General features: G+C 72.2%; 16 protein-coding genes and 1 pseudogene. 4 read left to right on the top strand and 13 right to left on the bottom strand.

Annotated features, from left to right (window positions below):
• Positions 1 to 3 precede the first annotated feature (3 nt).
• From ACFV2X_RS45050 to ACFV2X_RS44990, 13 genes are all read right to left on the bottom strand, one after another.
• Entirely contained in the window at positions 4 to 2,004 is a 2,001-nt protein-coding gene (locus tag ACFV2X_RS45050; protein WP_385627666.1) for an AAA family ATPase, read from the bottom strand.
• The gene (locus tag ACFV2X_RS45045) at positions 2,001 to 3,467 is read right to left on the bottom strand and encodes a hypothetical protein (protein ID WP_385627664.1); all 1,467 of its coding nucleotides are present in this window, start codon (positions 3,465 to 3,467) and stop codon (positions 2,001 to 2,003) included. The genes ACFV2X_RS45050 and ACFV2X_RS45045 overlap by 4 nt, the downstream gene beginning before the upstream one ends.
• On the bottom strand, positions 3,464 to 4,108 hold the full coding sequence (locus tag ACFV2X_RS45040; RefSeq protein ID WP_385627661.1) for a 4Fe-4S single cluster domain-containing protein: 645 nt from the start codon (positions 4,106 to 4,108) through the stop codon (positions 3,464 to 3,466). Before ACFV2X_RS45040 ends, ACFV2X_RS45045 begins: the two co-directional genes overlap by 4 nt.
• Positions 4,105 to 5,229, bottom strand: coding sequence for a hypothetical protein (locus tag ACFV2X_RS45035; RefSeq protein ID WP_385627659.1), 1,125 nt, complete (start codon positions 5,227 to 5,229; stop codon positions 4,105 to 4,107). Before ACFV2X_RS45035 ends, ACFV2X_RS45040 begins: the two co-directional genes overlap by 4 nt.
• Before the next feature lie 2 nt (positions 5,230 to 5,231).
• Positions 5,232 to 6,038: a protein phosphatase 2C domain-containing protein gene (locus ACFV2X_RS45030; RefSeq protein ID WP_385627657.1), complete on the bottom strand. Its 807-nt coding sequence runs from the start codon at positions 6,036 to 6,038 to the stop codon at positions 5,232 to 5,234.
• Positions 6,035 to 6,805, bottom strand: coding sequence for a hypothetical protein (locus ACFV2X_RS45025; RefSeq protein WP_385627655.1), 771 nt, complete (start codon positions 6,803 to 6,805; stop codon positions 6,035 to 6,037). The genes ACFV2X_RS45030 and ACFV2X_RS45025 overlap by 4 nt, the downstream gene beginning before the upstream one ends.
• Positions 6,802 to 7,029, bottom strand: coding sequence for a hypothetical protein (locus ACFV2X_RS45020; protein WP_385627653.1), 228 nt, complete (start codon positions 7,027 to 7,029; stop codon positions 6,802 to 6,804). Before ACFV2X_RS45020 ends, ACFV2X_RS45025 begins: the two co-directional genes overlap by 4 nt.
• A 154-nt stretch (positions 7,030 to 7,183) precedes the next feature.
• A complete protein-coding gene (locus ACFV2X_RS45015; protein WP_385627651.1) occupies positions 7,184 to 8,296 on the bottom strand; it encodes a macro domain-containing protein in 1,113 nt (370 codons plus the stop codon).
• A gap of 74 nt (positions 8,297 to 8,370) precedes the next feature.
• Positions 8,371 to 9,048, bottom strand: coding sequence for an RES family NAD+ phosphorylase (locus ACFV2X_RS45010; protein WP_385627648.1), 678 nt, complete (start codon positions 9,046 to 9,048; stop codon positions 8,371 to 8,373).
• Complete coding sequence (locus ACFV2X_RS45005) at positions 9,048 to 9,770, bottom strand: hypothetical protein (protein WP_385627645.1); 723 nt, start codon at positions 9,768 to 9,770, stop codon at positions 9,048 to 9,050. The genes ACFV2X_RS45010 and ACFV2X_RS45005 overlap by 1 nt, the downstream gene beginning before the upstream one ends.
• On the bottom strand, positions 9,767 to 13,150 hold the full coding sequence (locus ACFV2X_RS45000; RefSeq protein ID WP_385627643.1) for a CHAT domain-containing protein: 3,384 nt from the start codon (positions 13,148 to 13,150) through the stop codon (positions 9,767 to 9,769). Before ACFV2X_RS45000 ends, ACFV2X_RS45005 begins: the two co-directional genes overlap by 4 nt.
• Before the next feature lie 109 nt (positions 13,151 to 13,259).
• The gene (locus ACFV2X_RS44995; RefSeq protein WP_385627642.1) at positions 13,260 to 13,868 is read right to left on the bottom strand and encodes a hypothetical protein; all 609 of its coding nucleotides are present in this window, start codon (positions 13,866 to 13,868) and stop codon (positions 13,260 to 13,262) included.
• A 160-nt stretch (positions 13,869 to 14,028) separates the two neighbouring features.
• Positions 14,029 to 14,442: a DUF4345 domain-containing protein gene (locus tag ACFV2X_RS44990; RefSeq protein ID WP_385627640.1), complete on the bottom strand. Its 414-nt coding sequence runs from the start codon at positions 14,440 to 14,442 to the stop codon at positions 14,029 to 14,031.
• Positions 14,443 to 14,532: 90 nt separating this feature from the next.
• Here ACFV2X_RS44990 and ACFV2X_RS44985 point away from each other — a divergent pair, with 90 nt between their 5' ends.
• The 4 genes and pseudogenes from ACFV2X_RS44985 to ACFV2X_RS44970 form a co-directional block, all read left to right on the top strand.
• Positions 14,533 to 15,192 carry a TetR/AcrR family transcriptional regulator gene (locus ACFV2X_RS44985; protein WP_385627638.1) on the top strand — a complete coding sequence of 220 codons (660 nt, stop codon included), beginning with the start codon at positions 14,533 to 14,535 and terminating at the stop codon, positions 15,190 to 15,192.
• Positions 15,193 to 15,230: 38 nt separating this feature from the next.
• A complete protein-coding gene (locus ACFV2X_RS44980; protein ID WP_385627635.1) occupies positions 15,231 to 16,367 on the top strand; it encodes a LacI family DNA-binding transcriptional regulator in 1,137 nt (378 codons plus the stop codon).
• Positions 16,368 to 16,519: 152 nt separating this feature from the next.
• Positions 16,520 to 17,527 (top strand): glycosyl hydrolase 53 family protein, encoded by a 1,008-nt coding sequence (locus tag ACFV2X_RS44975; RefSeq protein WP_385627633.1) that lies wholly within the window; start codon positions 16,520 to 16,522, stop codon positions 17,525 to 17,527.
• A 17-nt stretch (positions 17,528 to 17,544) separates the two neighbouring features.
• Positions 17,545 to 18,198, top strand: a pseudogene (locus tag ACFV2X_RS44970) (hypothetical protein); the annotation flags it as partial.

Below are 18,198 nucleotides of genomic sequence, written 5' to 3'. Positions count from 1 at the left end.
TGTTCAGCCGTTCCCTTCCTCGGTCCTGACCCACGGTGTGCCGTCGTCGTCGATGCCGAGCCGGATCCGGCTGCCCGGGGTCGGGCGGTGGGCCAGGAAGTGGGTGACCACGGCCGCCCGCAGCCGCTCCAGTTCGTTGCGGATCTGCCGGCCGCCGTACGCCTGGTGCTCCGGGTCGCTCATCCGCTCGGTGATCCAGGGGTGCAGGGTGTCCGTATCGGGGACCAGCTCGGTCTGGTGGCGTTCGCGGACGGACTCGGTGAGCTGGCCCAGCAGCCGGTCGGCGATCTTCACGATGTGCGCGCGGCGCAGCATGTCGAAGACGACCACGCCCGGCTTGAGCCGACCGTAGATCTCCGGCCGGCCTATGGCCCGGAACTTTTCCTCCACGGCCCGGGTGAAGTGTGCCTCCAGGGCGGAGTACGGCACTTCTTCATCGCCTTCGGACAGGAGATCCTGGACCGCCTCCGCCCCCGTGTTGGAGGTGAAGATGATCAGGCACTGGGAGAAGTACGCGGTCTGGCCGCGGCCGTCGGTGAGGCGGCCGTCCTCCAGGATCTGGAGGAACTTGTCCAGTACCCGGGGGTGCGCCTTCTCGATCTCGTCGAAGAGCAGGACGCTGAACGGCCGTTCCTGGACTCGACGGGTCAGCTCGCCGCCCTGCTCATGGCCGATGAAGCCGGGCGGCGCGCCCGCGAGCCGTTCGGCCGCGTGTTCCTGCTGGTACTCGCTCATGTCGAAGCGGGCGTACGCGCTCTGGTCGCCGAACATCAACTCGGCGACGGACTTCGCGAGTTCGGTCTTGCCGACGCCGGTCGGGCCGACGAAGAAGAACGCGCCACGGGGGCGGGCGGTGCCGGAGCCGCCGAAGTCGATGCCCACGAAGGCCGCCTGGAGCGCGGCGGCCACCGCGTCGACGGCCTTGGCCTGGCCGACCACTCGGGCGCCCAGTACGTCGGCCGCGCGGGCGACGGTCTCCCTGTCCAGCTGGGTCCACGGGTCGACGCTCACGTTGAGCCGGTGCAGTTCCAGGAGCTTGTCCGGTTTCTGCAGGGGCGCGTCGCGCAGCCACGAGGTCCGGGCGAGCGCTTCGATGTCCCAGCCGGACATGCCGTCGGTCGCGCCGACCAGGGCCTCGATGTCGTGGCGGGCGGCGTCCGGAGCGCCGTTGAAGTCGCCGCGCAGCCAGGTCAGCCACAGGCGGCGCTCGCTCGGGTCCGGTGGGCCGATGTGCAGGGTGGCGATCCGGGGGTCCTCCAGATGGAACCAGCCGGGCAGCCGGCCGACGTCGCCCACCGCGCACAGGACGGCGTTACGGGCGTGCGGGCGGCGGCCCGCCAGGGTCCGGCGGGGCGTCACGGCGTCCGTCATCGCGGCGCGCAGCCGGAGGTAGCCGGGGTTCGATTCCGGCTGGCCGGGCGGGAGGTGGTGGTCGACGTCCTGGAAGACGAAGGCCGTGGCCGCGTCGGGGGAGGCGGCGATTCGGTGCACGGTGGCGAGGACGTCGTCGAAGGCGCGCGGGGGGCCGGCCCGGCGAGGGGAGAGCAGGCTCGACCGGTCCCGCTCGCGTTCGCTGCCGCGTCGGCTGCGCGGGTTGTCCTGCTGCCCTGCGTCTCCTTGTCGGTCACCTGCCGACCGGTCGCCTGCCGGCCGGTCGCCCGCGGGGGTGTCCCGGCCACCGCTCCTGGTGGCCGTGTGCGGCCGGCCCGCCTCCAGCTGGGCGAAGCGCTCCGCGTGGCCCGGCAGTGGGAAGGTGAGCCCGGCCACCGGGTCCCACCAGCCCACCACATCGGCACCGCGCACTTCCAGCACCCCGGCGACCAGCTCCCGGAAGGTGGCGGGCCGGTCATCGAACCACCAGCGGTCCCGGATCTGCCCGTTGAGGATCACCTGGCGGCCGCGCCGCAGCTCCCAGCCGAGCGACACCGCCCACAGGGGCATCATGCCGTCGGCGGTGACAGGCCCCGTACCGTCCTCGTCCTTGGTGAAGTCGACCGTGCTCATGGGGTCGTCCACGTCCAGGAGGTGCCGCCGGGCAGCGGTTTGCCGCGCTGGTCCGGCGGCGGCTTGCCGTCCCAGGTCAGCTCGCCCGGTACGAAGCCGTCGTCGCCGCCCAGCGCCTCGTGCACCCGCTCCAGCAGCGCCTCGGTGGTGTCGCACACCGCCTCGTCCTGTGGGGCGTACAGCTTCACGTCCGGCTCGCCGTCCACGTGGTAGACGAGGACGGGGGTGCCGTCGTCCTCGGTGGCGACCGTGGTCTCGTACGTCGCCCCGGTCGGCCGCGTGAAGTGCAGCCGGAAGGAGCCGCCTTGGTCCTCACCGCCCTCGAAGGCGAACCCCTCGCCGGTCATGGCGTCCCGCAGCGCCTCCACCAGGTCCCGGCGCCGCTGGTAGGCCAGCTCCAGCTCGTCCAGCCGGTCCTCGGCGTCGGGGAGCCGGCCTTCCAGATCGGCGACCGCCGCCAGGGCCTCGGTCGCCGAGCGCGCGGTCAGCGCCTCGGTGACGGCGCGCAGGGCGTCCTCGATCTCGTCGGCGAGGCCGGGGTCGCCGAGCTCGGCGGCGGTGTCCAGCACGCCCTCGGCCGCCGGGCGTACGACGTCGAACCGCTCGGCGGCCTCCCCGAGGGCCAGCTCCAGGGCCGCCTCCGCCGCCTCGGCGCGCTCGCGCTCCGCGGCCTCGGCTGCCTCGGCCCGCTCGCGCCGCGCCGTCTCGGCCGCCTCGCGCTCCTGTGCCTCGCGGGCCTGCCGCACGGTGGCCTCCCGCGCCTCCGAGACCGTCGCCGCATGCCGGGCAAGGGCGTGTTCGACCGTGCCGAGCAGCGCTTCGAAACGGACCTGCCGCTCCGGGCCGGCAGCCGCGCGCAGCTGGTCGAGCAGGTCGGTGCAGCGCCGATGACCATCCGCGTCGAGGGCGGCGCCGTCCGGGCCGGTGGCGGAGAGTCGGCGCTCCAGGCCGGCCAGGACATCGGCGCTGTCATCCGTACGGTCCCCGGCCGCGGTCGGGCGCAGGTTCACGACCCGGCCGCGCAGTTCCTCCACCGCGTCCCCGAGCTGTTCCCCACGGGCGGCCCGCCCCCGCAGCTCGGCCAACTCCCGTTCCAGGGAACCGATCTCGGCCCGGGCCCCGGACCGCTGGGCCTCGGCGATCAGCTCTCGCACCTCGTCGAGACCGCGTTCGTCGGCCCGGGACTGCTCCGCCCGCGCCTGGGCCAGCCGGGCGTCGCGCTCGGCTGTCCGGCGAGCCGCCACCTCGGCTTCCTTACGGGCGACTTCGGCCCGGCGCCGCTCCGCCTCGGCGCGGGCTCGCTCCCGGCGGACGGCCGCCTCCTGGGCCAGCCGGGCCCGCTCGGCCGCCCGCCTGCGTTCCCTGGCCCGGCGCTGCTCGGCCCGGCGCCGGCGCTCCGCCGCCTCCCGCTGGGCGTACACCGCGCCGACGCGCACGCTGCTGTACTTGGGTGATCCGCTCATCGTTCCCTCCGTGCCTCGGTGTGCAGCACGAACCCCCGCGCCGCGAGCTGCTTCTCAAGCCCTTCCCGGAATCCGGGGGTCGGCGGAACCCCGGCCCAGGAGAGCGATCCGTCGGCGTCCACCGACAGTTCGATCCCGGCGGTCGTGTCCGGCTCGGCCAGGGCCCGTGTGTAGCGGTCGGTGAGCGGGATCAGCCGCTGGTTCTCCGAGCCGCGCCAGCGCAGGCTGCCGTGGAGCGGCGCCCGGTACGGCCCGTCGACCAGCAGGTCCAGCCGGTCCAGCAGGGCGATCCGGTCCGGGTCGCCGCGCCGCAGTGCCTCGTGGCGGAAGCCGGAGTACGCCATGGCACCGAAGTCCGGGCGCCGCTCCCGTACCGCGTCGAGCAGTTCGGCCAGCGCCCCGGCCTGGCTGAACGGCTCACCGCCGGAGAACGTGACGCCCTCGACGCCGTCCAGCCGACTCAGCCAGTCGGCGAGTTCGGCGACCGAGCGGCTGGTGCCGCCCTCGAAGGGCAGGGTCTCCGCGGCGACACAGCCCTGGCAGCGCAGCGGGCAGCCCTGTACCCAGATGACCGCACGGGTGCCGGGGCCGAGGACCGTGCAGCGGTCCAGCGTCCGGGCGACGGAGAGGTGGGTCGTCATGCTTCCTCCTGCGACGGGCCGGGGCAGCTGTCGGCAACCCGGCCGGGGTAGCTGTCGGCGCCGCGCTCGGGGCAGTTGTCGGCAACCCGGCCGGGGTAGCTGTCGGCGCCCCGCTCGGCCTGGTCGCACCACGGGCACCACGGCCGTTCCACGGTGTGGAGGTGGCGGGCGTTCACCGCGCACGCCTTCAGCCGGCCGGGGGCCAGCTCGGCCGCGAGCGCCTGGGCCCACTCGGCCGCCGTCGGGCGTCGGCGCGCATGTCCGAACGCCGTCCGGAACAGCTCCGCGAGCCGTCTCGGCAGCAGATCGGCGGGCGGCACGGAGCGGGGCAGCAGTACCGACGTACGGTCGACGATCCGGCAGCGGCCGCGCGCCACGTTGTCGTCGTACGACAGATAGTCGCCGCCGTCCGCCGGGTGCCCGGCGAAGGGGTGCAGGCCGGCCATGAGGAGCTGGTGGACCAGGACGGCCAGGGCGAATTCGTCGGACGCGGTGTCCGGTGGCGTACCGGCCGGGGCGCCGATCCGCTCGGGAGCGGTGTAGCCGGGGGTACGCATGCGGCCTGGGAAGAGCTCGCCGCCGTCCGTGAACTGCCAGGAGTCGACGTCCGCCATACCGACCCGGCCGGTCTCGTCGACCCAGAGGTTGTCGGGCTTGAGGTCGCCCACCACATAGCCCTCGGCGTGCAGTTCGCCCAACAGCCGGGCGAGGGCGAGGGCGGCGTGGAGGGCGGTCGCCCAGGTCGCCCGGGGCAGGAAGGCAGTGCGGGTGGAGGCGGTGAGGAGGTGGCTGAACGGCTGGTAGGCGTGGCGCATATCGGTCATCACATAACCGTCGACGCGATCAGACCCGGTGCCGCCGCCCGTGCGTACCGGGACCAGTGGCCAGGCCAGCCGGACGGGTGTGCCGGAGAGCAGGCCGACGGTGCGGGGTTCGCGGCGCTGGCGCACCAGGCGGGCGACGCGGCGCCGGTAGACCTCGGGGTCGGGCGGGTCCGGGACGAGTTTCGCGACGAGGGGGCGGCCGTCGTCGACGCCGTACACGAACCCTTCAGCGCCGCTGCCGATCTGCTCGGTGAGCCGCCATGTGTGTCCGCTGCCGGACACCACTGTCAGTCCCACCGTCACCCCCCTTCGACGAGAGCGCACAGGACGGTCAGATCGTCACCGGTCCGGCCGGCCTCCGGCCCGGAGAGCCGATGCCGAAGGGGCTCGGCGTCTCCGTGGTTCTGGCGGAGCGTGGCGGCGAGGCCGAGGAAGAAGCGCTCGGCCGGTAAGGGTCCTGCTTCTGGGCCGAGTTGGCGGACGGAGGGGTGGTCGAGGGTGAGGGCGGCGCAGCCGTCGGTGGCCAGGACCACTCCGCCGAGTTCCGGCTCCCACGCGACGAAGGTGCGGATACGGAGGGCCGCACCGGGCGAGGAGAGGAAGACGGGTGGACCAGATGGCGGGGGGAGGACCAGGTGACAGCGGTCGTCGCGGGTCAGAAGGGTGCCGAAGCCGTCGCCGATCGAGACGAAGGCCACCCAGGGCGGGGCCACGACCGCCGCGGTGAGGGTGGCCGCCAGAGCGCCGGGCTCTGCTGCGCCGGAGTCCGCTGAACCCTGCTCCGCGCCCAACACACCCGGCTCCGTGCCCAACACCCCGGACACCGCCCGCAGATACTCCTCGACCACCCTCTGCCCGCGCCCCGCGATCCACCGGGTCCACGCCTCCGGCGGCTCCCCCGCGTCCGGGACGTCCTCCGTCAGCAGGCGGCAGGCCGCGTCGACGGCTATATGGGCGCCCAGGGCGCTGCGGTCGCGGCTGCTCGCGCCGTCGGACACCGCCAGGACCGCCGTATCGCCCAGGTCGATCGCCTTGAACGCGTCCTGGCAGCCCTGCCCGGCGGCGAGATGAGCGGTGCCCTGGACGGAGGCGCCCGCGACGATCACCGGAGGTCCCTCTCCAGCCTCTCCATGCGCGCGAGCCGGGCGGCGCGGTCGTCGAAGTCCTGGTGGATGAGATCCGCGGCCTGGTCCGGGCTGCTGTCGTCCGTGCTCTGGAAGAGCAGGTCGAGGATCCGGCCGAAGTCCAGGTTCTCCAACGGGGACGTGGCCTTCGGCGCCAGCACCCGGAGCATCGGCAGGTCGGCGCCGCGTACCCCGATCACCTGGAAGATCCACTCCCCTTGCTCCTCGCCCTGGCGCACCCGCCCCGCCGTGCCCGCCAGAGCCGTCGCGTCCAGGGGGCGGCCCTGGGCGTCGCTCGGTGCGCCGTCCGTCAGGACCCACAGGAAGGGGCGCCGGACCGGCACCCGTTGCCGTTGCAGGGTGCGGTAGCGGGCGCGGGCCAGTTCGAGGGCCGTTTCCACGGCTTCCGTCAGCCGGGTCAGGCCCTCGGCGCGCAGCGTGGGCGGGTGCATGCTGTCCACCGGGACGAAGAGCCGGTCGGCGTCGGCTTCCTCGACCGGGACCAGGCGGCCCGGGCCGGGGTCGTGGACACGCACCGCCGAGTCGAAGGTGATGAGGCAGACCTCGACCCGGGTGCGCAACCGCTCCTGCCCGCGGACCCCGTCGAACCAGCGGGTCAGCGCGCCGTTCAGCTCGTCGATCCGCGGGTGCTCCTCGGGGCGGCCCATGGACGCGGAGGTGTCGAGGAGCAGGACGACGGGCTGCCGTTCCTCGAACCCGGCCCCGAACTCCATGCTGTGGACGCTCATACGACCGCCGCCTCGGTGCCGTCGGCGGCACCGTCGGCATGTGCCACCAGCCGCTGCCGTTCGGGATCGTGGCACACGCTGACGGCCGTACCCGGCGGCAGGCCGGGCGGCTCGGGCACCATGCGCAGCAGGACACCGTCGACGAGTACATACGTATCCGGGGCGGGCCAGGTCACCGTGCGACCTGCGCAGCCGTGCGCCCACTCAACCATCCCCCTGGTCATACGGCCACGGTATGTGACGTCGGCACCCACATGCGTGATCCTTACGTGAATTGACACCGCGTCGAGATCAACGGCTTCGGTGGCTTCGGTGGCGCGGGCCGCCCCGGTGGGAGGCTCCCCCGTGGCACCCCACCGGGGCGACCCGCCCTTCCAGTCAAACGGATCGGCCGGGCGCCGACTGGTCGCGCCCCGGGCGGGTCCTGGCCGGGATGCGCTCCACCACGCGGGCCGCCTCCGGCGTGCGGACCACGAAGTGCACCTCCCAGCGCGCCCCGCGCGCCAGCTCCGCCTCGACGGCGCTCCACACGGCCGCCGCGCTCACCCGGTACGGAAGCCCGCCGCGCCCCGAGCCGAGCAGCGGGAAGCACACCGAGCGCAGCGGCGGGGCGTGCCGGTCGCGCTCCTCGGCCAGCAGCGCGATCGCGCGCGAGGTGGCGCGGGTGACGTCGGCGGGCAGCACGTCGTAGTCGTTGGTGCCGGCCCGGGGTACGGCCACCGCCGCGTGGTAGATCCGCCGTACGCCGTACTCGGCCATGGCCCCCGAACCGGTCGCCGCCACCGTGCCCGGAACCACCGGCCGCCCCGAAGTGCCGTGCCGCGCCGCCCAGGTGCGCAGCTCGTCGTGGACCGGGTCGTCCAGCAGGTCGCCGGTCACCCCGCGCACGGAGGCGGCCCGGCGCAACGAGGCGGAGACCGAGGACTTGTACGGCTCGGGCAGCGCGAAGTAGGTGTTGACCGGGGAGACCACCACGTCCACGTCCCGCAGCAGGTCGACGGGGTGGATATGGAGGGTGAGGCGTACGGTCCGATCGCCCGCCAGGACGTCCACGAACCGGTGGGTGTCACCCTCCCAGTCGCCCTCGCCCGGCTCGTCGCCGCCGTCCTTCAGCGATTCCACCAGTTCCACGATGTGCTCGGCCACCTGCCCGAGCACCATCACCTCGTGGTGCTTGCGGAAGCGCTCCTCGCTCACCCGGTACACCTCGGCGGCGCGGGCCCGGCGGGAGGACGCCGGCCAGTCCCGGGTGCCCTGGGCCAGGCCCAGCGTGTACTCGGCGGCGGTCCGCAGCGTGCCCGCGTCAAGCCGCTCCACCGCGCGGCGGAGCAGCGCCTCCACGGCGACCTCGCGGGTGCGCGCGGTCGCCAAAGAGACCGCGGCCGACTCCAGGGCGGGCAGGTCCCGACCGCGCAGCCTGAGCAGCCCCGCCCGCCGGACCTCCTGTAGTTCGCCGAGAATTGACGCATGGTCGAGAGACGGTGGTGCCATGCCGTCAACGATGGCACCACGTGTCACACGGGGACAAGCGAGTGGAGGTCAGGGGGCCGGGCAGGGTGCCGGGCTCAGCGGTGCAGCGGCTCCCTGATCGCCGAACGGAGGGGTTCCAGCAGCTGGTTGGCCTCCTTGATGCCGTCCGGTGAGCCGAGGTCGGGGATGCTGCGGTACGGGAGTGGATCGAGCGGCCCGCCCGCGCAGTCCGTGAAACGGTCCCCGAAGAGCACGAGGGCCTGCTGTGACGGGTTGCGCTTCGAACCCCAGATCATCCCCATGGCTTCGGGCGCCTGGGCCCGGATCTCCCGCGCCCAGCGGCGCGTGAGCTCGTAGTGCTCGTCCCCCTCGTTCTCCAGCAGACGGTTGTCCTGGCAGACGGCGGCGAGGGCCGCTCCGGAACACAGCGAGACCAGTTTCAGCTCGCACCGGGTCCGCACCACGTTCAGCGACCTGCCCCGGACCTGGGCCCAGAGGATGAGCCGCATACCGGTCTCCGGGTCGTAGTCCACCGAGCGCAGCAAGGTCTCGGCGAGCGCGGTTTCCGCGTCCGTCGCCGCGTACAGACAGGGGTACGGGTCCTCCGGCGTGCCGTGGAAGCGGCCGGGCGAGCGGTCCTTCGGGTCGAACGGCTTGAACTCCTCGGCCGCAAACCGGGACTTGTGCAGCCGCCACAGCTGGGTACCGGCGGGCAGCACCTTCCAGTGCGGCCGGAAGCGGTACGCGGAGGGCGACACGGACTCCTCGTGCATCAGTCCCCCTCCACCAACGCGACGGCTGCGCCCACCAGGTCACGGTCCGGCCGGATGCCGAGCAGGGCGACGGGCGGCCCACCGCCCAGCCACGCGTTGCCGCTCAGCCACCAGTCGGCGGCTCCCCACGGGTCCGCGTCGGCGAGCAGCACCCGGTTGACCTCCAGGACCACCTCGTACGGTGCTCCGCCCCCGGGCTCGAACTGGAACTCCGGGTAACGGTCGCCGAGGTCGGGGTCGGCCAGCCGGATCAGCTCCGGTGGCGGCGCCGAACCGAGGTACCGGCCGCGGACCTCGGCAGCCGAGAGGGCGGGCGTGCGGAGCAGTCTGCGCTCGACGGCGGCGATGATGGCCGTGGTGTCGGGCGGCGCGGGGGGCTCGGCGGGGAGCGCGGGGGTCGATGCCAGGCCGGCCGTGAGCCGGGCCAGCAGTTCCCGCGTCCGCAGGACGACCGGGAGGCTGACGGGTGCCGTGGCGACGAGCCGGACGGAGTCCACTGCCTCGCGGACCGGATGGTCGAACGGCAACGGCAGCAGGCAGAGGCGTACGGCCTGGAAGGCCCGGCGTACGGCCCTGGAGTCGTCCGGCGGGGTCTCGGCGAGCGCGCGCAGCCGGGTGAGCAGGAGTTGGTACTGCTCATCGGTCAGCTGGGCGCGGATGCTGTCGAGGTGTTCGCCGATGAGGCCGAGCAGCCTCGTCCCGCTGTCCTCACCCGGCGTCATACGGTCTCCTTTCCCTGGCCGGGGTGGCCTTGATGGATGAACGCGGCCCAGAGGGCGGGCCGCTGGAGGTCGGGGCGGCGGATGTCGTGCCGTAACGTGTCGCTCAGACAGCCCGGGTCCTTCCGGCCCTGGTCGAGCATCCACAGCTGCGCGGCCCGCAGCGCGTCAACCGGACTGAGCCCGGCCCGCAGACCGTGGTGGAACACCGCCATCAGCAGGATCGTCGCGCTGTCCTGGGCGGTCCACCGCGACCCCACCACATCACGAGCGCCGCCCGAGACGAACGCCGTGGTGAGGGTCAGGGCCTCGTCGTGGTCGCGGGTGCTCAGATCGGTCTGGCAGGCGCTCAGGACGATCAGCGGGCCGTCCGGCGCCGCCTCTTCGGCGGGCTGTGGCCGGTCGAGGAGGCGGGTCACGGTGAGCCGGCCGATCTCCTCGCCGGGGTCGGTGGGGGCGAGGTGCAGGGCCGACTCCGTCGGCCGTACCCCCGCCAGCCCGTGTGTGGCCAGATGGACCATCGAGTGGTCCTGGGCGAGCAGAGCCAGCAACTGGTCGGGGGTGCCGGTCGGCACGGAGTCGGGCGGGAGGGTGCCGAAGTCGCCGTACAGCCGCGCCCCCGGATAGAAGGCGTTACGCAGCTCCAGGACCTCCTGCTCGGCATACGTCAGCGTGATGCTCGGGTCGGCCACCATGGCCGGGGCCGCGATCGGATCGCGTGGCGCGCGTTTCACCGTACGCAGGAACTGGCTGCCGGAGGCCGCGTAGCTGATCACCAGCGCCTGGCAGAGATAGTCGTACGGGGAGTCGGCGGGAAAACGGGCCGCGTGCCAGGGGACGATCCCGAGACGGCCGCAGGGGACCAGGACGACCCGGGGCGTACGGCGGTCGGCCGCGTCGGTCGCGCCGCCCGGGAGATGTTCCTCCAGCCCGGCGAGGACATGGACGAAGACCTCGTACGCCCAGTCGCACAGCTCGGACAGGGCCTCCTCCCAGGCCCGTTCCGTCTCAGCGTCGTGTTCCAGGGAGCGGGCGGCGGCCGCGTCCAGGTATCGCTCCAGAGGGGCGCTGCCCGCTTCCGACAGCATGGGCAGCGCGCCCACGCCGATGCCGATCTCGGGGCCTATGGCCAGCAACATGCCCGGGGCCTCGCCGTCGCCCTCGCTGCCGGGGACCAGATAGATCAGCGCGTCCGCACCGGCCGCGCCCACTCCGTCCGCCAGCTCGCGCGGGGTGGGGGTGTCGAGCAGTCCTCCCCGCTCCCGGTAGCCCAGGGCTTCCAGGGCCTGCCGACGCAGGGTGCTGGGGAGCTCAGCGGGCAGCTCCGTGCTGTCGGCGGCGCCGGACCCCCGCCAGCCGGCGGCGAGTTCCGGATGACCCCTCTCCTCCAGCAGGTCCGGTACGGCCCGGGAGGTGGCCGCCGACTGCAGCACCAGCGCCCTGCCCAGCTCCAGGGCGGCGACCGCGTCGGCCGCCCTTCCGTGCGCGGCGGCCCACAGGGCGGCCCGTACGCCGAGCGAGGCGCCGTTGCGGGCGGTCGTCAGGCGGTGTTCGGCGCCGTGCTGGAGAAGGACATCGGCGGCGAGGGCGGTCAGGGCCTCGTTCGCCGCGTCGGTGGCGGCGTCCGCGTCGGAGGCGTTCTGCTCCCGGTGCCAGCGGGCGCGGTAGGACTCGGCGAGCGACCACAGGGACTCGGCCGCGACACGCGGGGCCCGGCCTTGCCGGACGTGCTCGCGGAGCCGTTCCAGCGTGGTGATGGTGGCCTTGAGGTCCGCCGGGTCCTTGGTGAGGCCGTAGCGCATGCCGAGGCGGTTCGCGGCGGTGTGCAGCTGGTCGGCGGGGGCGTCCGGTGGTGGTACGTCCCGGTCCGGGATGATCGTCGTCGTGTCGTCGGTGAGGTACGAACGCAGGGTCGCGAGGTCGGGAACCAGGGCTTCCAGCTCCTCGTACCCGATCGGGAGGCTGCTGTTCCGCGCGGCGGTCCTACCCTCCTCGAAGTCCGCGAGGCCGCGCAGCAGCAGATCCCTGTCCATGGTGTGCCTGCCGAGCATGAGGCGGGCCATGGCGCGGGCGATGAGGACTATGAAGCGGAGGTCGTGGTCCTCGGGGACGGTGTCGGCCAGGGCCTCGGCCTTGGGCAGAAGGTCGCGGAGCCCCTTCACGTCCTCGGCCTGCGCGGCGGTACGGACGTCGGTGATCAGGCCCATCACATCCGCCATGATCGCGAGGCCGTCGGCCATGGGGATCGAGGTTTCCGACTTGCGCCGCAGGTAGTCGGTGACCGTCCGGATGTGCGCGAGACCGAGCGCCTGGTCCTGAAGAGTGCCGCCGGCGCCGTCGCTCACGTTGAGCAGCAGGGCCATCAGCCCGCCGAGAGCGTCCTTGTCCGCCATGCCGTCCGGCAGCCCGTCCAGCGCGTCGCGCAACCGCCCGAGCTGCTGATTGAGGGCAGCGGGGTCGCCGCCGCCGACGTGGTTCACGAAGTCCACGGACGTGGTGTTGACGGCCTGCCACGCGGCGATGAGCCGACGGATATCGTCGGGGGTACGGGGCATGGCCGAGGCGGGGGCGGCGGCCTCGGCAGAGGGGTCCGGGGCGTCGGCGTCGGTCTTGTGAGAGGGGTTTCGGGTGGCGCGCGTGTCACCCGTGTTGTCCGGGCCGGGGCCCGGGGCCGTACCGCTCTTCGGGCCCGCGCCCCCAGTCATCGTCGTCAGCAAGTCCGTCATCATCTGCCGCAGGTGAGCGTTCCCCGGAGAACCATCCTCGGGCATGAGACTCGTGAACAGGTCGGCGATCCCGTCGGCCGACGGACTGGCATAGAGGTCGCGCACCTGCCGCAGCTGCCCCAAGGTCTCCGGCGGCAGCGGGAGCTCGGCCGCGTCGGTCACCAGCTCCTGCAGCTCGGCCGCGAAGGCGGCGATCCCGTTCGGCCCCTCCCGCATGATCATGTCGAACATGGCGGTAGCGTCCGGCTCCGGCGAGAGCCCGCCCAGCATCTCCTGCAGCGGCATCGCGTGCGTCAGCAGGAACAACGCGGCCCACCGCCGGTCCTCGGTGGAGGCCGCGGCCCCGATACTCGCCGCCGGGTCCCGTACGTCCCGCAGCAGACCGTGCGCCCGGTCCCGGTCCTCGGGCGCCCCGCCCCCGACGCCGTGGCGCAGGGTGAGGGCACCGCCGAGCCATAGGGTCACCGAGCTGCGCAGCTCCGGGTCGTGGTCCAACAGGCGGGTGAGCGCGTCGAGTTCGGTGACCGAGTCGTCATGGGCGCGCGATGTCTTGGCGACCGTGCCCGGCGCCGGCAGCAACGCCTTCGCCCGCCCGATGGCCTCGCCGGCCCAGGCCCGCAACGCCTGAACGCCACCGCTCTCCCCCTCGTCCCCCACCGGCACTCCTCACCTCTCGAGGACATCAACAGACCGTCACGGTCTTCACGATGACGAGATGTCCGTCACAACGATGCCCGATCACCGAGCCTTTCCGTCCAACGCCCGGTCAACACCCCGAACGCGCCCGGAACGCATCCGGATCGGTTCGGGGACGGTACGTGTCGGGCTCGGGCGGGCTCGGGCGGGACACTCCCGAAGCTCCCAGATCCGCACGCATCCCGCGCCGCAGCTCCCGCAGCCGTTCCCACAGTGCGTCGATCTCCCCCTGGGCGGTGTCGAGCGAGTCGCCCGGGCGGGGGACGCCGTCGTCCAGGCGCCGGAGCCGGCCGTAGACGGTGCCGAGCGCGTGGGTGACCTCGCCGGCCAGGGCGAGTACGGGGTCTGGCAGCCGCATCTGCGCCTCCGCGTACACGTCCCGGTGCAGGTCCCGGGCCTCGCTGAGGCGTTGCCGTGCCGCGCGCGGATCCTCCGCGCGGATCAGGGCGTGCAACTGGTCGGTGAGGGCTGCCAGATACTGCCGGAGAGAGGTGTTGAGTGCGACGTAACAGGTACGCCGCGCCTCGGCTTCCCGCGCCCGCGCGCGCACTCGCTCGGTCCGCTCCTGCTCGCGCTGCCGGCTCCGCTCGGCCGCGCACTGGGTCAGCAGGGCCGACAGCAAGGTCCCGACCACCCCGACCACCGCCACGATCGGCGCACCCGCACCCGTGACGTCCAACGCTCTCACCCCCGTATCGCCGTGTGCCTCCATCGAACCGGCACCGGACGCCTCCGGGGAACTCCACGACCGAGGACCGCCCGACCTTCGCCCGGGCCGCGCCCAGAGGAACGGCCAAGGGCCCGGATCGCGGCACAGATCCGGGCGAGCTCGGGCACCTTCACCGCCCGGCGGGCACGGCCTCCACATCGCCGCGCAGGGTTCGCTCCTCCGCGTCGGCCAGCCAGAAGAAGACCGGCGGCAGGCCGAGCTCGATCGCCGTCAGTGCGATCTGGAACCACTGCGGCCAGCCGTGTACGGCGAGCGAGAGCAGCCGGCCCACGCCGCCCAGCAGAAAGACGCCGGCCAGCCACCGCACCGCCCGAGCCGGGATCGGACGCTGTCGCGCGACCCAGAGCCAGGCCAGCCCGTAGCCGGCGAAGCCGGCTCCCATGAACCGGCCCCAGCTGTCGACTGTCGCGCCGGCGGAACCGGCGCCGGGGATCGCCGCGTTGCCGAGTGCCACGTGGAACAGGCCGATCGCCACGCAGGCCCAGCCCATCAGCTGCACGAGTACGCGCAGACCCCTGGCCATATTCCCTCCAAGCCGTCCTGGCGGAGCTTAGTTGACATACATCTACTAGATTGGGTGCGCTAGTAGACCCATGTCAACTAAGCTGCGCTCGTGCCTCCTCGCCAGCGACTCAGCCCCGCCGACCGCCGCGCCCAACTCCTCGCCGTCGGCGCACGGCTCTTCGCCGCACACCCCTACGCCGAGGTGCTGATGGAGGAGGTCGCCGAACAGGCCGGCGTGTCCCGGGCGCTGCTCTACCGTCACTTCCCCAGCAAGCACGCCCTCTTCGCAGCCGTCTACCAGCAGGCGGCCGACCAACTGCTCGCCGAGACGCGGCTCGACCCTGCCGACCCCCTGGTGGAACAGCTCATCCAGGGCATGGAAGTCCACCTCGACTACTTCGTGGCGAACCGCAACGCCGTCCTCGCCGCGAACCGGGTCCTGGCGGGCGATCCGGTGATCCAGACGATCATGACGAACGAGCTGGACGCGCTCCGTGCCCGGCTGCTGGCCGTACTCCCACTCGCGGACGCGAGCGCCCGTGAGGCCGTGTCCGGCGTCCTGAAGAGCTGGCTGGTCTTCGTCCAGGTCCTCTGCGTCGACTGGCTCACCCACGAGACCTGCACCCGCACCCAGCTGCGCGACGTCTGCATCGGCGCCGTCCTCGGCGCCCTCCGGCCGCTGCTCACCGAGGACCCCGCCCCCGGCTGGCCGCCACCAGCCGACGGGTCGAAGATCAGCACTGGACGGCATACGAAGTCCGCGGGCTAGAATCGTTCAAATCTGTTCACAGGGGGGCCGTGTCCGACATGCTCGTTGCACAGCGGCATGAGCTACTGGTCAGGGAGCTGGAAGCAGCCGAGGGACTGAAGGTCACCGAACTCGCCGCGCGCCTGAACGTGTCGCGCGCCACCGTCCGGCGGGATCTGCTCGAACTGGAGGCCGAAGGGCGGGTGACCCGGGTCCGCGGAGGTGCCGTGCTCGCGACATCCCACACCGCCGGGCAGCCCTCCGACCCGCGGCCGGCGAGCGCGCCGTCCGGCCCTCTTCGCGCCGATGCCAAGCCGGCCTCGGCCCATACGCTCGGATTGCTGGTCCCGTCGGCGCACTACTACTACCCCCGAGTCGTCGCCGGCGTGCAGGCCGTGGCCGCCGAGCGCGGCGTCCGCGTGGTCATCGGCCTGAGCAACTACACGTACCCGAATGACACCCAGCAGATCGAGGAGCTGATCGCGTCCGGCGCCACCGGGCTGCTGGTGGCCTCGGCCACGGGCCACGTCCTGCCCCAGGAACCGTTCGAACGGCTTCGGGCCGGCGGGCTGCCATTCGTGCTGATGGAACGACGGCCGTACGACCGCTATGTGCCGGGCGAGTTCGTCGCCACAGATCACCAGCAGGGCGCGTTCGGCGCGGTCGGGCACCTCATGAACCTGGGGCACGAGCGGGTGGGCCTGTTCACCAACGGCAGTCCCACCGCACCCCTGCTCCGCGAGGGGTACGAAGCGGCCGTCCGGCACCTGGGCCTCGCCTCCGGCGCACCGGTCCTGGACAGCGGACGCCCCACTTTGGGCCCCACGGAGGCCACCCGCCTCTATGACCGGTTCATCAAGGAGTGCCTGGCCAACGGCGCCCGGGCCGCGCTGGTGCACTCCGATCACGACGCGATCGAGCTGATCCGGCGGATGCGCTCCCAGGGCCTGCGTACGCCGGACGACATCGCGCTGATCGCCTACGACGACGAGATCGCCTCCCTGGCCGACGTGCCCCTGACCGCGGTGGCGCCGCCCAAACACGAGATCGGCGCCCAGGCCGCGCGGCTGCTCCTGGAACGCCTCGACGCGCCCGACCCGTCAGCCGTACCCGTCCGCCAGTTGCTCATCCAGCCCCGCCTGATCGTCAGATCCTCCTGCGGGGCCGCTGTCCCGCCCCCGTCTCTTGACACTTGATGCCGCCGAGCGCAGCATTATGCAGCAATCTGTAGCTCAGTGATTCGAATGCGTCACAGTGATTCACGGTCCCGAGAATTGTCATGAACCTGCCGATAGATGGGGCGTGGAAGATGGAAAAGGGACAGGAACGTGAGCGACGGCCAGGTGGTGTGCGCCGCCGAACCGTACTGCTGGGCGCCGCGGCCGGCGCCGGAACGGTGGCGCTCGGAGCCGCCGCCGCCCCCGCGCAGGCGCAGGCCGCAGCGTTCGTCCGGGGCGCTGACATCAGCTGGATGCCACAGATGGAGGCACACGGCTACTACTGGAACAACAGCGCCGGAGTGCGACAGGATCTGTTCACCATCCTCAAGGGGTACGGCATCACCGCGGTCTCCCTGCGGACCTGGGTCAACCCCTCCAGCGATCCGGCCAACGGGCACTGCAGCATCGAGGAGACCGCGCAGCTGGCCCAGCGGGCCGAGAACGCCGGTATGCAGGTCCTCATCGGATTCCACTTCGGCGACACCTGGAACTCGGCCGGTGTGCAGAATCCGCCGGCCGCCTGGGCGGCCATGGACTACAGCCAGATGCTCGACGCCATGTACGACTACGTCTACCACTCGTGCAACGTCATCAAGTACTACGGCGTCACCCCCGCCTGGGTGAAGATCGGCAACGAAACCAACTCCGGAATCTGCAAACCGGTCGGCAGTCTCAGCCGCCCGGCTCAGATGACGGGCCTGCTGAACGCCGCGTACGACATGTCCAAAAAGGTCTTCCCGAGCACCCCCGTGCTGGTGCATCTGGCCCAGCCGCAGAACCTGAGCGGCGTCCAGAACTTTCTGAACGCCTACCGGGACAACGGCGGGAAATGGGACATCACCGGCCTGTCCTCGTATGCGCAGGGCGGCAACGTGCCCGGCGTACTGGCCAACATGCAGACCATCCAGTCCGGCTACGGCAAGCCGGTCATGCAGGTGGAGTACGGCGGGCCGGTGGGCAAACCCACCCAGGTGCGCGATTCGCTGCGGGCGTTCATCAGCGGGCTGCAGGGCTTCGGTGGCCTCGGCACCTTCTTCTGGGAACCCGAGGGCTACCCCTCGTTCAACAGCTACAACAGCTCGGCCTGGGACGACAGCAGCCGACGCCCGACGGCGGCCATGGACGGCTTCCTCTGACACGTGGAAGGTTCTGGTTGCGCCAGGATTTTCCTCAACCATCTGGAGCGAGCGATGAAATCCGCCTCCCGCGTGACGCCTGCCCTCCTGGTCTCGGCCGTCACATTTCTCCTGACCCCCCTCACCATCGCCCCCAGCTCGGCAGCCACAAGCAGCGCAGCGGCCGGAAATGTCTATTACGTCGCCCCGAATGGCAGCGACAGCGCCGCGGGAACTCAGGGGGCCCCTGGGCCTCGATCGCCCATGCGCAGTCCGTCGTCGGGGCGGGCGACACGGTGTATTTCCGGGGCGGCACGTACTCCTATACGCATGGGATCAACAGCTGCAAGAGCCAGACGGACCGGGTCGATGCGATCACCCTGAACAAGAGCGGCAGTTCAGGCAATCAGATCCACTACTTGGCCTACCCCGGGGAAAAACCGGTCTTCAATTTCTCGCGTATGACGGACGACTGCCGGATCAAGGGCTTCGATGTCACCGGCAGTTGGATCCACATCAAGGGGCTGGAAGTCACCGGCGTCCCGCAGAACAACAATCTGAACCACGAGTCCTGGGGGCTCTGGATCTCCGGAAGCAACAACACCTTTGAACAGATCAACACCCATCACCTCGTCGAGCCCGGGCCCCCGGCGCCCGGGGCCCGCGCGCCGGCCGCGGGACGGCCTGAGGAA

Source organism: Streptomyces sp. NPDC059679, assembly GCF_042734105.1.
Classification (GTDB): Bacteria; Actinomycetota; Actinomycetes; order Streptomycetales; family Streptomycetaceae; genus Streptomyces.
This window is presented reverse-complemented; position numbering and strand designations above follow the sequence as displayed.